Origin of the sequence: Halopenitus salinus (genome assembly GCF_042662125.1) — an archaeon.
Classification (GTDB): Archaea; Halobacteriota; Halobacteria; order Halobacteriales; family Haloferacaceae; genus Halopenitus; species Halopenitus salinus.
Genome location: NZ_JBHSXL010000003.1, coordinates 414,161 through 427,477 on the forward strand (window position 1 = coordinate 414,161; position 13,317 = coordinate 427,477).

At 53.2% G+C, this 13,317-nt stretch carries 14 protein-coding genes; 4 read left to right on the plus strand and 10 right to left on the minus strand.

Translation table 11 applies throughout. From position 1 onward, the window contains the following. Positions 1–4: 4 nt before the first annotated feature. The 10 genes from ACFQE9_RS04895 to ACFQE9_RS04935 all read right to left on the minus strand — a co-directional run bounded on the left by ACFQE9_RS04895 (position 5) and on the right by ACFQE9_RS04935 (position 10,280). Positions 5–1,765, minus strand: coding sequence for a 5-methylcytosine restriction system specificity protein McrC (locus ACFQE9_RS04895; RefSeq protein ID WP_379741163.1), 1,761 nt, complete (start codon positions 1,763–1,765; stop codon positions 5–7). Next, positions 1,765–2,997 carry an AAA family ATPase gene (locus ACFQE9_RS04900; protein ID WP_379741166.1) on the minus strand — a complete coding sequence of 411 codons (1,233 nt, stop codon included), beginning with the start codon at positions 2,995–2,997 and terminating at the stop codon, positions 1,765–1,767. The genes ACFQE9_RS04895 and ACFQE9_RS04900 overlap by 1 nt, the downstream gene beginning before the upstream one ends. A gap of 455 nt (positions 2,998–3,452) precedes the next feature. After that, entirely contained in the window at positions 3,453–5,102 is a 1,650-nt protein-coding gene (locus ACFQE9_RS04905; protein WP_379741169.1) for a sensor histidine kinase, read from the minus strand. 400 nt (positions 5,103–5,502) lie between these two features. Beyond that, a complete protein-coding gene (locus ACFQE9_RS04910; protein WP_379741172.1) occupies positions 5,503–6,960 on the minus strand; it encodes a site-specific integrase in 1,458 nt (485 codons plus the stop codon). A gap of 159 nt (positions 6,961–7,119) precedes the next feature. After that, complete coding sequence (locus ACFQE9_RS04915; protein ID WP_379741175.1) at positions 7,120–7,866, minus strand: recombinase family protein; 747 nt, start codon at positions 7,864–7,866, stop codon at positions 7,120–7,122. Further along, positions 7,856–8,059: an AbrB/MazE/SpoVT family DNA-binding domain-containing protein gene (locus ACFQE9_RS04920; protein WP_379741178.1), complete on the minus strand. Its 204-nt coding sequence runs from the start codon at positions 8,057–8,059 to the stop codon at positions 7,856–7,858. The genes ACFQE9_RS04915 and ACFQE9_RS04920 overlap by 11 nt, the downstream gene beginning before the upstream one ends. A gap of 266 nt (positions 8,060–8,325) precedes the next feature. Next, positions 8,326–8,739: a TRAM domain-containing protein gene (locus ACFQE9_RS04925; protein ID WP_379741181.1), complete on the minus strand. Its 414-nt coding sequence runs from the start codon at positions 8,737–8,739 to the stop codon at positions 8,326–8,328. Between the two features lie 53 nt (positions 8,740–8,792). Next, positions 8,793–8,945 (minus strand): DUF7837 family putative zinc-binding protein, encoded by a 153-nt coding sequence (locus ACFQE9_RS15235; protein ID WP_464384452.1) that lies wholly within the window; start codon positions 8,943–8,945, stop codon positions 8,793–8,795. Positions 8,946–9,420: 475 nt separating this feature from the next. After that, positions 9,421–9,786 (minus strand): hypothetical protein, encoded by a 366-nt coding sequence (locus ACFQE9_RS04930; protein ID WP_379741184.1) that lies wholly within the window; start codon positions 9,784–9,786, stop codon positions 9,421–9,423. A 221-nt stretch (positions 9,787–10,007) separates the two neighbouring features. Continuing rightward, the gene (locus tag ACFQE9_RS04935) at positions 10,008–10,280 is read right to left on the minus strand and encodes an AbrB/MazE/SpoVT family DNA-binding domain-containing protein (RefSeq protein ID WP_379741187.1); all 273 of its coding nucleotides are present in this window, start codon (positions 10,278–10,280) and stop codon (positions 10,008–10,010) included. A gap of 297 nt (positions 10,281–10,577) precedes the next feature. On the opposite strand from ACFQE9_RS04935, the gene ACFQE9_RS04940 reads away from it, so the two are divergent. From ACFQE9_RS04940 to ACFQE9_RS04955, 4 genes are all read left to right on the plus strand, one after another. Then, entirely contained in the window at positions 10,578–11,114 is a 537-nt protein-coding gene (locus ACFQE9_RS04940; protein ID WP_379741190.1) for a hypothetical protein, read from the plus strand. Next, complete coding sequence (locus ACFQE9_RS04945; protein WP_006629034.1) at positions 11,111–11,257, plus strand: hypothetical protein; 147 nt, start codon at positions 11,111–11,113, stop codon at positions 11,255–11,257. The genes ACFQE9_RS04940 and ACFQE9_RS04945 overlap by 4 nt, the downstream gene beginning before the upstream one ends. A 310-nt stretch (positions 11,258–11,567) precedes the next feature. Further along, positions 11,568–12,338 (plus strand): S1 family peptidase, encoded by a 771-nt coding sequence (locus tag ACFQE9_RS04950; RefSeq protein ID WP_379741193.1) that lies wholly within the window; start codon positions 11,568–11,570, stop codon positions 12,336–12,338. Between the two features lie 551 nt (positions 12,339–12,889). Continuing rightward, the gene (locus tag ACFQE9_RS04955; RefSeq protein ID WP_379741196.1) at positions 12,890–13,171 is read left to right on the plus strand and encodes a helix-turn-helix transcriptional regulator; all 282 of its coding nucleotides are present in this window, start codon (positions 12,890–12,892) and stop codon (positions 13,169–13,171) included. Positions 13,172–13,317 lie beyond the last annotated feature (146 nt).

The window sequence follows — 13,317 nt, forward strand, 5'->3', positions numbered from 1 at the left end:
CCACTCACAGAAGCTTCAACGGCCCTTCCTTCTCGACTTCCCCTGTATCCCTCTTGAGGAAGTATAGGTCGATCCAATCTTGATGGTCTTCCTCATAGAAGACGGGGAGACAGGTCCACGTGTACTCGTTACGTCGCTCACAGCGAGTTTCGATCTGGTCTCGCGTCCAATCCCCGTCATGCTCTAAGTCGTAGCGGTTCCGAACGTTGTACGAGTGCTCGTCGGCGGCCGCTTTTACCACCCGAAGTGAGAAGTCTCGGAGGTCTTGGAATGTGAAGGGGCCATTCATGTCGGTAGCCCTACTGAGGTCGCTCTCCTTCACACCGTCCAAGCAAAGCTTGTTCTCCGCGATTGCGTAGAACGGTTCAAGTTCCGGATGGATATCTGCGAGAACGCTATGGAGATACTCGTGTACGACTTCGTCGTACTTGTCTAGTGAGAAGTCGCCTGTCGGGGAGATTATTTCCAACTCTGCGCCGGTCTGTGTGACTCGACGTCGTCGTGGTTCGAGCAACGGGCAGAGGAAGGCGAGTCTGTCGGCGTGGAGGAGATACGCGTAGCTGAACAACCGCGATCGTGATGGAGACTCCTTGACCGGGTCGTGCCCTTCTGCGTAGTATTTCGAGTCGAGGACAGCGATGGTCTCTTTCCCCTCTTGGAGGGCGTGGTCGGGCGCGTGGTAGATTTGGTTCTCGCCCTCGAAGGGATTGACCGACGGCGACGACGAGGGTTTGACGTTGGCGACCGAATCGAAATGGTCGTAGGACTTGATATAGGCGAGTTCGCGTTCGATCACCACCTGGGAGTACTGCTCGAACAGCGACTCCATGTTCAAGACGTAGTCCACGACCAACTCTCGGGGCCCGTCCTTGAGCTGCTGGCCGAGCGACGACGACAATACCGCCTTTGCGACGTCGAACGCCTTCCGGTAGTACTGGCGTTGTTTCGGAAGGTCACCGAGTGTGATGCGTCGATACTCGTCGATGCGGCCCAGTCCGCTGTCAACACCCATGCCCTCCAAGCGTTCGACCTCTCGATGAACTTCCGAGAAGATGCGATCGTAGCCGGGATGGTCGTACTCCGAGGCATTCTGTCGGAACAGTCGGAGCAGCGTCTTCCCTGCGTAGTGGAGCAGCGAGTTGGCGGCGTTGTCGTACTCTGTTTCGTTTCGGATCCAATTCGGCTCGACAGTTCCCCGGGCGTGATTCAACAGGGTTTGTTCGACATCAATCTCTCCTCGTCCTTCGAGGCTGTTGGTCCGCCGCAAGATTAGGTCTCGAATGTACCCGTTGCGTTGGATCGTCTCAAGTCCCTCCAAGTAGTTTATCGCCATCACGACGAGCACGTCTTCGAGTTCGATATCGTCAGAGAGGAAATCCTGAAGCGGAATGCCGTGGTAGTCGATCGAACGGTTCTGATCGTATACCGCCAGGAGCATGTCGAATATCGGGCCCCAGTCGATCTTCGGGGTAATCGTGACCTTCGACGACGGGGTCAGGCTCACTGCCCCGACGATATCGGTCGCAGAAACGTGGATGACGTCGCCGTCGTCGCCTTCCACGGTTACCGTGATAACGTCGTACTGCTGGTCGGAGTCGAGAGCATTCTGGCGCTTCGTGAACACGCCGGGACTCTCTCGTGTGAAAGACGCGCGACGAAGCTGATCAGTGATGGACGACGGACAGTCCTCTATCCGGATTTCCCCCCGCTCAGGGACGTCGAATGTATCCCGCCCGTACTGATAGACTTCGTCGACGGCACTCATTACTCGTAGGAACCCATCTGGCGTCGCTCCTGTTCAAGTTCACGTTCGGCGAGTTCAGCAGCCGGGGAGAGGTCGAATTCCTCGAACTCATCATTCAGCGCCCGGTAGTGTTCCGCGATTCGTTCCACCTGCGGGAACGCTGCGGAGTTCAACAGCCGGGGAACGATGTAGGTTCGGAAGGCCTGTCCAACCGAATCGGTCTGGTCGTACTCGTACTCCCCGCCTTCTCGGCAGGCGACACCGACGAAGACGGCGACATCGCGGTAGTGCATCGGGCCAAATCGCATGATTGAACCCTGTGCCGTGGACTCGTTGCCGTGGTTGATCCCTTCGTAGTCCCGCTCAAACAGACGGAGTAACTCGGCGTCGTCGATGTCGGTCTGTCCCGAAATGTGCGTGTCGAGCCAGTCTTTGAACAGTTGGCGTCGCTTGTCCTCTTCGTACTCGTCCAACTCGATCATGGCGAATCGGCGGGTGATCGCGTTATCGAGTTCATTCACGGTTCGGTCCGACATGTTCATTGTACAGATAATGTTCACCCGCTCGTCGAGTTCGATGGTCTCTCCCTCATCAGTCTCGAAAATCGTCTGGTGCGGGTTTTCGATCGCGGTGTAAAGAGGTCCGAAGATCTTCGAGATGTCGGCCCTGGTGATCTCGTCGAGGATGACTCCGTATTCGACGTCGAACCGGCGAGCTCGTTGAACACCCTCCGAGACACAGCCGAGCTTGGTCCGGTAGCTGAGCGATTCACCGGTGTAGTCCGGACTGATTCCGCCGATGATGTCCGACGGCGTCCATGAGGGTGTCGCGGTGTGGAGTGAGTATCCAATACCTGTTTCCCGGGCCAACTGCTTCGCAAACGTCGTCTTCCCGGTCCCCGTGGGTCCGTAGAGGACGACGGGTTTGCCGGCTTCGAGGGCGACCTTGGCGTTTCGCACGACATCTTCGGGGACGAGGATGTCTTCAGGTGTCTCATCACCGCGAAGACTGACGAGACGCTTCAATCGATCTGATGCGAGACGTGACTCTAGGACTGCCTGCCGGACGTTTCCGAGACCGCGTTTCCCATCGTGGGCTATGTCGAGTTCTTGCTCCTCGATGAGATACAGAAGGACTTCCTCATTCTCAGCGTTCTCGATTGCTTCAACGACATCGCCCTCGACACGCCGGAGGATGTTGATCTCTTCCTTAGCCTGCTCAAGCGTGTACGTGTCGTCAGACGAATTACCCATTTTCAGATAGGTATAGCCGAGGATATATAAAATCCGTCTCAGGCAGTCTATTCTTTAGTATGGTATCGAAACTGCGCAGACGACGGAATATCCAATTATTGAACTGGTCCCCACCTTCTCGTCAAACACCATCTAGCGCTGGTGTCTCAACCCGGCGTGATTGTGGAGAGTGGATCCCTTCCGACGAGTGTACACTGTGGTGTGTACCTCTCACCTCAGTATGTAGTCACCTGGTATTGAATATCTGAGACGTGAGGATATCGTCTCCGTCACGGTCACTTGTCATCAACGAGTTTAGTCTGCGCCGGCTCTGTTGAAATCCTCTTCGAGGAACACGTTCTGCCCGAGTTCCGGCCAGTACAGATGAAGCACAGATCGCTCAGTACAGGGGACTCACGAATCGCTCAGTGCAGCGGACACATTTTGCAGAACAGTCAGAGCCTGTCAGTACAGAATCACGCTACGGTTTCAACGCCGAGGATCTCGAAGCGAACTCCACCGGTCTCACTCTCAGTCACCTGTATCTTCCACCCATGTGCAGCAACTGTCTCGGCGACGATAGCGAGTCCAAACCCGGTCCCTTCCTCGCGGGTCGTATACCCCGGGTCGAACACGGACTCACGGTCACTCTCAGGGATACCGGGCCCATCATCAGCCACGTAAAATCCCGGCCGGTCAGGAAGCACTCCGACGGAGACCGTCACGTCCGGGCCGCCGTGATCGATTGAATTCCGAAACAGGTTCTCGAACAGTCGTTGGAGCCGTGTCGGGTCCGCTTTGAACGTCAGGTCGTCCTCGACACGTAACTCGGCAGCGTTTGTCTCAACCATCTCCCAACTGTTCTGTGCGACCGACGAGAGCAACACTGCATCCCACTGCTCGACTGGTTGGCCATCACGGGCGAGCGAGAGAATTTGCCTAATTAGGTCCTCCATCCGAGTTAGCGCCCGTTCGATGGCTGCTGCGTGTTCATTCTCTGCAACCTCCTCGACATCCTCGCGGAGTAATTCGAACCGCCCTGTGGCCACGTTGAGAGGATTACGGAGGTCGTGACTCACTAAACTGGCAAACTGTTCGAGACGTTCGTTCTGTCGCACTAATTCCTCACGATACCGCTCACGGTCAGTCACGTCGGTCAGAAGGATGGTTCGGCCGAGCCCAGCTTTTGCTGTCCCATACGGTGTCTCTGTAACATGGTAATACCGGGGGCGGTCCTCTTGTTGGAGTTTCAAAATAGCGTCGTCGCTGTCAAGACAGTCAGCTACTCGTGGAAGTGTCGTCTTCAGAGGGGTGCCCTCGGCACCGTCAAGGTCAGGGAAGAGGGTCTGCGCAGCGCGATTCGTGTCTCGAATGTGGTTGCTCGCGTCAAGTGCAATAATTGGCTCGTCCCGTTCGCCGGCCAATTGGATGGCATCGAACTGGTCGATATAGACGAACGCGACACCAACGGCGAAGACGGCGACCCCGAGCGGCTCGTAGGTAATGTCGATGAGGTAGGGCGTGGTGTACCCGATGATATCGAACACGACGGGCAGGCCGGTGATTCCAACGAGAGCGAGGAGCGCTCGTGTGTCGAGATCGATCTCGGTGAACAGTTCCAACAGCATGAAATAGCCGACAAAGGCGAGTGCATACGAGAGCCCCATTGCAGTCCAATGTAGCGGCCCTGTGTACACGGACAGATGAGGGAACGGGGTGGCGACGGCTGTCGTCGTGAAGTATCCTTGGTGGAGAGGATTGGTGACCTTCACCGCGACAAGTACGATGTAGACGGCGATAGCAAGGCGACGGTATGTCGGATTTCGATGGTAGGTCCGACCAGTATACGCTGAACAGAAGTAGAGCCATGCGCCGACAGCTGCGAGTCCCAGCACGAGCCCGAACGTATACCACGCGAGTTTGAGTGATATCGTTGGAGAGACGAGAAATCCGACGTGAGCGGTCGCCCACCCGCCGCTAGTCAGGAGGAGTGCCCACAATCCCCGTCGCGTATCAGCATTTGTGATACGTTGAAGGCGTGTGAGACTTATAAAACAGGCCAATGCAGCCACGACGAAGAGACCAACATAGAGCAGAAAGAGAGGAGATGTCGTCGAGACAGCCATATTGGACCGTCCCGGGGGCCAGAGTAATACTTTATGAATCTGTAAGGTGACGATGTCTTGATAGCGCGTGATAGACGCGCAGTCTTCAGCGACTGGCTATTTCGGGTGAGAATATATTTGAAGAATAGTATTTCAACAGAGTTTAGAATTGCTAGATGTAGAAAAACATCGACAGACAATCTGAAACAAAACGACGAGTGCGTGATAGGGTCAGAAATATAACTGCTGATAGCCTGTGGCTCGGAGTGACAGCACGACCGTACTAGAGGAGAATTTGATTCACTCGACACAACGGTGTGCGCCCAGATCAAGTCGAAGTGTGGTCGTTATCGAACTTCAGAGCACTCGATCTGTGGTCATTACATAAAAAATCACAGGCCGAACGCAGCTGGCGCGCGGTTCAGAACTCGAAAATGAATCCGAAGTTCACCGCCAGAGGTAACACAATCAGTAGGACATACATGGCAACACCCTTCCCAAACTTCGTAGCATTGGGTGCTGCCCCACCATTGGTCATCCAATATTTGTTCCACTCTCTACTAAGTCGAGTGCGAATTGTTGAGGCGCTTCGAAACGTTCCATAAGCGGTGGCTCCACCGAGACCGACAACTGAAAGAGCGGGATTGTCATCACTATCTTGATCGAGGAATTCATCGAGTTTACTGTTCACCCAATCGGCTCGATGCTTACCAGGTTCAGGATCACGCGATCGTGGGACTCGATGAGGATTTTCGACATCGACCAGCGTCGTCGCTTCGGTAACTGGGACTCCGTCCTTCGTTTCGACACGATCGGAATCACGGTCGATGTGCCCGGGGAGTTCGTGATCATTCGGGTCGTAATGAATCTGATCTTTATCGGGGAAGCCAGCGCGATCGTACGGTAGGTTCACGTCGCGTGGGTGGTGTAACGGAAGTGGCTGGTTTTGCTGCTCCCGATGGCGGTCTCGACGAACATCTTCATCATACGCATCGCCGTCAGGACTGACCGGGGAGAACGGTTCGTTCTGAAACGGGAATGGGTTTCCAATGACCGGAAACTGATGTTCGGGGTCCTCGGGCACAACGGGTGGCGCTTCGTCGCCCTTTCCCATTACGTTATATAATTTTAAAGTGTTGATACGGCCGCTTTTTGCTATGTAGTATCGCGCTGTCTGTAGATCTTCCCAGCCTGCAAGATCACGAAGCATCTTCACATCCACCGATGCATCTGCGAGGAATGTCTCACCTGTCGCCCGTAGAGGGTGGGCAGAAATCTCTGACGAGTCCACACCGTCGGCGTTTTCGGCGGCCTCTTTCAACAGCCGGTTGATAGAATGCTGTTGCCAGTCAAGGCAATCAAACTCATCGAAAAAAGTCACTAGACAAGCAGTGATTCGATACGACCAGCCGAACGCGATGACGCGTGCAGACCGGTCATATTTGGGAGACCACTTGCTTGTGTAGACGATTTTCTGTAGGTTTTCGGGAGTACAGAACTCAGCTCGTTTGATTACATCTTCTCGTTGTTCGGCTTTCAGATTTTTCCACGAGACCCCGGATTCCCACTCGCCGCTCTCTTGTAGTTCCTTCAGCCCTTTTCGTCCCCATACGTCAAGCGCGCCAACCCAGCATCGGCTACATCCACAGGGGTCGAACGAAGGGATACAAATCTCTCCGCGTTTCCAATCGATCCAAGATTCACGAAGATGCTGTATCTCTTGTAATCGCATTCCAAGTCGCCCTGCAAGTAAAATAACATAGCAGGTAATCAGGCGACGGGCACGATCGTCTATTCGTAGTGCCCCAATGTACATGCGGAAGTACGTATCAACACCAAGGGCGTCTGTAGCTGACGGCTTTCTATCGTGTGCAGTCACACACAAGCTAAATTTGTAGTTATTTAAAAGGGTAAGTTTGGAGAATATGATATATTAGAGTGGATGGGTAGATCTCGCTCTTATCTAATTTCATCCGTGATCAAGCTATTAGCAAGGTAGTCACCTACTGTCAGCCTCGTCCACCGCGCGGCACACATCCTACGCTGGTTTCTCAAGAGTCTCCAACTGGTGGCCAAGACGTCCCCCCGCAATTGCGTGGTTGTACGCCTGCTCTCGCTTCAGAATCTTAGCCACGGTCGGATGTGTCCACGGCACTTCCTCAGCGATACAACGGGTGGATTTGCCGTTGTCGGCAAGTTTCAATACCAACCGGATATCCTCTTTGTGTTCTTCCTCGATAACAAGATACTGTTTGTCACCATCAAAACAGAGTCCAACCGGAGGCTGCCCATGGTAGTAACCATTCGAAATGCGCTCTTTGGTCTCCTCAATCGACTTCTCGATGTATCTCCTCATTGCTTCGTGCTCTGAGGCAGTTTGTAAGAGTTCGATAGCAACAGTCATTGGATCGTCTAAATCTATTGGCCCGGATCCGATGTCGTGGAGCTCGACATCGTTCTTACGGCAGGCCACGATGAGTTCCATAGTGTCATCAAAATCTCGGGCGAACCGACGCTTTCCATCGGCCCATACCAAGTCTGTCTCTCCATGTTCGATGCGTTTCATCACACGCTGCCACTCTCCACGGTCCTCTGTTGAGAATCCGCTTGACCACCTGCCGTCGTTATAGATCGTGTTCAGTTCGACCGGAGGATAGTCGTCCCGGTCGTTAATCACGGCCTCATATGCTTCGATATTCTCTTTTTGCCGTGGTATAGACCGGTCGCTGTCCTGAGAGAGTCGGGTGTAGCCGTCGGCTATGAGAGTCTCTTCATCACTCGTCATCGTACTGGTGGACCGTCAGCTCCATTTTGTTTGCTGCACTACCCATCTCCCATTCGAGTTCATCACCCTGTGACAGACTAAAGAACTCAGCCGTGTCTTTCGGAATGGTGACCCGGTACTGTTTGGTCTCGCGGGTGTTTCCGTCTCGATCAGTGACCTCTGATTCGGTAACTTGGACCTTCGTTTTCGCCATGTCTGTTTAGTGTTACGTGTTGTACTACTATTAGTGTTAGGAAGGTGTGGTAAAGCTACGCCCCTAGTGTTAACACAACAAAATTATAACAATAACAACTCAGTCCACAAAATCGAACTGCTATGTGCCAGCACGAGGAGAGATTAGGGCTGTACACTAACTGGGCGTGTAAGAGTCTGAAAAAACAATTTTCTGCCCATCGCTACAAACGACGGCAGAATAGTCGTTAGTGGCGGACAAGGTTCGCCGCGCAGGGTCCCTTGGAACTACTCGTAGTAACTGACGCGCTCAACAACTTCCGCGAAGGCGACATTCTCGCGCACATCAGTAATCTCGATAGTGACACGCTCGCTCTGTTTGGTGTCAGGAACAATAACGACGAAACCGCGCTCAACACGGGTTATACCATCGCCTTGATCACCAATATCTTCGATTTCGACGGTGCGTTGCTCGCCTTCTTCGATAGGGGGCGTCTGTGGCACTTGATCGACCTGTGGATCAGCGTCAGTGTTGTTGGCCTCGTTGGTCGTGGGTACCGGCAGAACAGCCACACGATACGTCTCCTCTGCCTGTAGATCGCCAAGGCGGAGTTCCTGCTCCGGAATCTCAACCACATATGACCCATCACGCTCTTCGACTTTACCCGAGAACAGACACCGAAGTTCCTCTGAAATCTCCATTTGTAAACCTTACACCGGATACGCGACGAAGAGCACTTTACTCTGCTGTCTGCCTATTCCGGCGCTACAACGTCCCCACACGCCGGACACTCGGTCCACACGCCCTCGGTGCCGTCGTTCTTTTCGTATTCAACAAGAATCCATGCTTCAGATATGTCCTCACCACATTTCGGGCAACGACCGAGGGACGATTCGTCAGCGTTCATGGAAGGGGTGGAAGGAGCGTGTGACAGTGTTCCTTCCAAATGAATTTCATCCGGGGGAGAACGTAAGGCTTTGGCGGCTTTACGGGTCAAACGCACCGAATTTCCGGTGGATACATATCGCCAGTAACATTAACTCACAGCCATCAAAAACTTGGAACCCATGAGTATCCGCACAGTACTTACTCGGCTAATGCCCGGTGACGAGACAGAGGTAGTCGTGGAGTGCCGTCAGTGCGGCGAGAATCTAATGTCGCGCGCAGATGAGTGTCCCAAGTGTGGATCAGATGAGATAGAACACTTTCAGATTTCAGAGTAGACTGCCGCATTCGGGATACATCAGTCAATATCGCAATTAGGAGAGCGCGCATGACCGCAAGGTCTCTCCCTGCTTCTCAGTCACGATCTCGCTCTCAGCGGAGTAGGTCGCTGCCAGACTCCCCCTCATCCTCATCTTCACGGTCTCTGCGAAATCGCCTCAGGGATCGGATGGAGACTTGTCTGGCAGATTCGTCCCGACGAGGGAGCTCGGGAGTCGATGTCCGAGTAAAGCGTCGGTTCGCATCCGGATGTCTCTCCCTAGTTCACTATAATCGAGTTCCTTGGACTCTGGGTCATAGACGTCGTCTCCCGCGTCGTGTCGACAGAGATTGATAAGTTCGATACTGGCGGTCGACTCTTTTTTCGAACCGTCTTCTCGCTCCACTTCTACAAGTATTCGAGTCGGCGAGATTCCCTCTCCAAGTTGGATTGATCTGACACTTGGACCGCTCGATGCTGTTTCGAGCACTTCTTGCTCTGTTTTGAATCCACTCGAATCGTCCTCGACGTCGTCGTTCGTCATGCGCTTGTCGACGTGAGATTAATCCACATAAAATATTGTAAAGTGACTCGTCGAGCCACTACACACACGATCGTGGAGGATCTAGAAAATCAGTCTCGTCCGCTTCTTGGGGTACCGGTTGGCGGGGCTGCTGTTGTGATGAGCGTGCTCTCGCCTCGTCAAACGAAAAAGCGCGTGATATCTCGACATCGAAGATGACCACCATCTTGCTTCGACAGTCTCTACTTCTCATCATCCTTCTGTTTATTTGTCTCTCGCTCGTCACGGAGTTCCATCGTGGCTGATTTCTCTTCTTCCTCGTCCTCATATGCAAGTGCGCCGCGAATTTCCGACGGACGCTTGACTGGTTGAATTACAATCTCTCCCTCCTCATTTTCAACGAACCGGACTCGCCCCCGTGTATTGATATGGAGTTTGTCACAGAACTCTGGGGGAATCGTCACTTCTCCCGTGCTCGTGACTGTGACAATTGTTCCGTCGCCAGCATTGCCCATAGGTACTGAGGCAGATTTAGTGTTACTTTGATTTTTGGCTCTATTAGAATTCTGAGCCAGTGATACGTTCTGCTCCGGGTACGGTCAGTACAGGGGGCCCACGTACCGATGTCGAACTCCGACCTCTCCACGACATGTCAGTAGTAGCTTGCGAGATACAGAGCGTATATTCAGCAAGACAATGTTGTTACAGGCTCAAAGGAGCTCGTCATTGTCAGTTCTTTTCGTCCGGCATGAGCAATGGAATTGAAGACTCTACGCCCATAACCTCTTATTTCACCGCTTATATCGCAAAGTATGCGAAGCAATGTAGAAGAGACAGAGACGCAAGAATCTGAGGGAACTGACTCTTCCACAGAAGCCCGACACCACGCACTTGAGGACGCACGGCGAGTCCTTGACCACGAACTCCAATCTCTCAATGATGTCACTCAGAAATCCTGGCGAATCGTCCAATTCAACGGATTAGTTGCTACAGTCTTCGCAGCACTCGTACCGATTCAATCCGGACTAAATCAACTTACCTTGATCCCCGGCCTGATCCTCACCGCAGCTGCCTTGGTACTCGGCTACTCCACATACACCGCTTTCCAAACTCAGGAACGAGAAAGCGTCAGGACAGGCCCTGAAACAGAGATGTACCGCGCCGTATCCAACCACGACTACGAAGAAGACGAATACCTCTCCCACGCACTACGGATCCACGCAGACGACATCGACGCTATGCAGCCAACAACAGAAGACAAGTCCAAAGACGTCGATAGAGCCCTTCTCACCTCTATCCTCGGCGTCATCCTTTTAGTGGTAGGTACACTATTCCTCTTTACAGTATGACCGACGAAGGAAACTCCGGTGACGGCGGCTCCTCCGGCGACGGTGAAGCCCCCGACCTCGGACAATTCGGATCCCACGAGACATTCAAGGGCGGAGACAGCCCCGACAACACACGGCCCGGCGACACCTCCGACGACGAGTAAGGCCGCTGTAACCCCTCTAGTCTACATTTTATATCTCGGTTAGCAGCAGGTATTCAATACAGCAACGGCTTTGTCAGCTACTTGCTTGCTGTCAGCAGCGGTGTGACGGATATAGAGATTCCATGCAGGACGGAAGCTTTTTTCTTTCGCCTCAGATGCGTTGAAGCAACCGTTCACTGTTTATGCGCAGTGACCAGGCCAACCCGGTTACGATTACGGGTAGGAGGGACGGTCGTTTAACGGGCCTTCCCGGGTCTTACTCGATGTATCACCAACGTCAATAACCCGGCCTACTCTACCGGAACACAACATGAGCATGCCGAACAACCCTTTAGACTCGCTATTCCTGTGCGTCACACCGATCAAACTACCGGGCGGCGGTCACGCAACAGGGACACTATTCCGATACGAGCAGGAAGGCGAGAAGACAGACTATCTCGTCACGAACCGGCACGTCTTCGTTGAGGAGAACGATGACGGCGAAGAAGAATTCGTAGCCGAGGAAGCCCGGATTTACCTGCGAGACAACGCAGACGCACCGATGCTCCGTATCAGCCGCCCACTAGACTTAGTGAAGGACGGCGAGCGGCAATGGATGGAACACTCCGCTGAACCGCAACCCGACCTGGCAGTGCTCGAATTGTACGACGACTTGGATGATTACATCAATCAACCGATCGGCCCGCCAAACTTCCTCCCTGATGAACGACCGATAACAGCAGGTGAGGAAGCGATGATTGTTGGGTACCCAGTGATCGAACCGAACGACTACATGCCGATAATCCGGAGTGCCCTGATCTCTAGTCATTACGGCGGCGGATTTATGGGGAATCTCGCGTTCGCAACAGACGCGAACACGCACTCCGGGATGAGCGGAAGCCCAATCTTCACAACACCGTCGATAATCGATCAGATGGATGGCGGGCCCGTCGTGTATAAGCAGCCGCAGCGGTACTTCCTCGGAATTCACTCATCGACTCTGCAATCGCCCGCGCATTCGATAGAGGAAGGCCCGCTGAATGTTAATTTCGCGTTCTACCCGGAGCAGATCATTGAGATCATCGAAAACAGTGAAGAGTGAACATGTCGTCAGCCTCACGACTTGACCTTCCCGTACCAGTTCCACACGATCCGAGCGCGTTCCGGCCGCACCACTCGACCAGCGACAGGAGAAGTACGACGATTGTCACAAATCACGACCCGATACCGGTGCTGTCGGATCAGACATGTCCCAAGAATACCCATCAAGACAGTGAAAAGCAGGGTATGGACAGCATTGAGGACGTCGTCGTAAATCTGTGCGAGACGGAGACCCATCACGCTGTATCGACCAATTTGACAACCACGATTTGAACAGTTTGTCGTGTAAGACTCGCGCCCTGTATCTTGCACGGCTATCAGAACATCTCTCTAAGCTGGTAGAAATGTCAACAGCTAATTCGCACCTTTCAGCGACCAGCCGTTTCAGACAAGAACATGTCTGAAGAAGAGGATTTCAACAAAGCCAATAGGATAACTCTGCTGAATTCTATGACCTAGTTATTCCGGAGTGAATAGCTCGACAAATATGATACATGAGTATCATTTCGAAGATCAGTAGTATTTCAAAACATGAATACGAAATATGAAGACATGTATGATCTTACTGGCTTTCAGCGCGACTTGCTGTACGTAATCGCCGGCCTTGATGATCCACACGGGCTCGCAATTAAGGACGAACTTGAGAACTACTACGAAAAGGAGATCCACCATGGTCGTCTCTATCCGAATCTCGACACGCTTGTTGAGAAGGGACTTGTCGAAAAAAGTCAGCGAGATAGACGGACCAATGAGTACACTACCACACGTCGGGGTACTAGAGAGATTCAGGCGCGGGCAGAATGGGAAGCCGACTACATCGACCACAGCACCTGACCAAGTCGCCACAGTCGAGAACCCGGAACCGAACTGCTCCTTGGGAAAGGGGAGGACTTCTCTGAATCCTCAATAGCCCAATAGGGTTTGCGTACGCTCGTTCTCGATGTATTTACTATCGAGATCTCTAACAGAGGCGGCTAATC

Coding starts and splice junctions, on each gene's coding strand:
- ACFQE9_RS04895 (WP_379741163.1), bottom strand. CDS start 1,765: ATGAGTGCCGTCGACGAAGTCTATCAGTACGGGCGGGATACATTCGAC.
- ACFQE9_RS04900 (WP_379741166.1), bottom strand. CDS start 2,997: ATGGGTAATTCGTCTGACGACACGTACACGCTTGAGCAGGCTAAGGAA.
- ACFQE9_RS04905 (WP_379741169.1), bottom strand. CDS start 5,102: ATGGCTGTCTCGACGACATCTCCTCTCTTTCTGCTCTATGTTGGTCTC.
- ACFQE9_RS04915 (WP_379741175.1), bottom strand. CDS start 7,866: ATGACGAGTGATGAAGAGACTCTCATAGCCGACGGCTACACCCGACTC.
- ACFQE9_RS04920 (WP_379741178.1), bottom strand. CDS start 8,059: ATGGCGAAAACGAAGGTCCAAGTTACCGAATCAGAGGTCACTGATCGA.
- ACFQE9_RS04925 (WP_379741181.1), bottom strand. CDS start 8,739: ATGGAGATTTCAGAGGAACTTCGGTGTCTGTTCTCGGGTAAAGTCGAA.
- ACFQE9_RS15235 (WP_464384452.1), bottom strand. CDS start 8,945: ATGAACGCTGACGAATCGTCCCTCGGTCGTTGCCCGAAATGTGGTGAG.
- ACFQE9_RS04930 (WP_379741184.1), bottom strand. CDS start 9,786: ATGACGAACGACGACGTCGAGGACGATTCGAGTGGATTCAAAACAGAG.
- ACFQE9_RS04935 (WP_379741187.1), bottom strand. CDS start 10,280: ATGGGCAATGCTGGCGACGGAACAATTGTCACAGTCACGAGCACGGGA.
- ACFQE9_RS04940 (WP_379741190.1), top strand. CDS start 10,578: ATGCGAAGCAATGTAGAAGAGACAGAGACGCAAGAATCTGAGGGAACT.
- ACFQE9_RS04945 (WP_006629034.1), top strand. CDS start 11,111: ATGACCGACGAAGGAAACTCCGGTGACGGCGGCTCCTCCGGCGACGGT.
- ACFQE9_RS04950 (WP_379741193.1), top strand. CDS start 11,568: ATGAGCATGCCGAACAACCCTTTAGACTCGCTATTCCTGTGCGTCACA.
- ACFQE9_RS04955 (WP_379741196.1), top strand. CDS start 12,890: ATGTATGATCTTACTGGCTTTCAGCGCGACTTGCTGTACGTAATCGCC.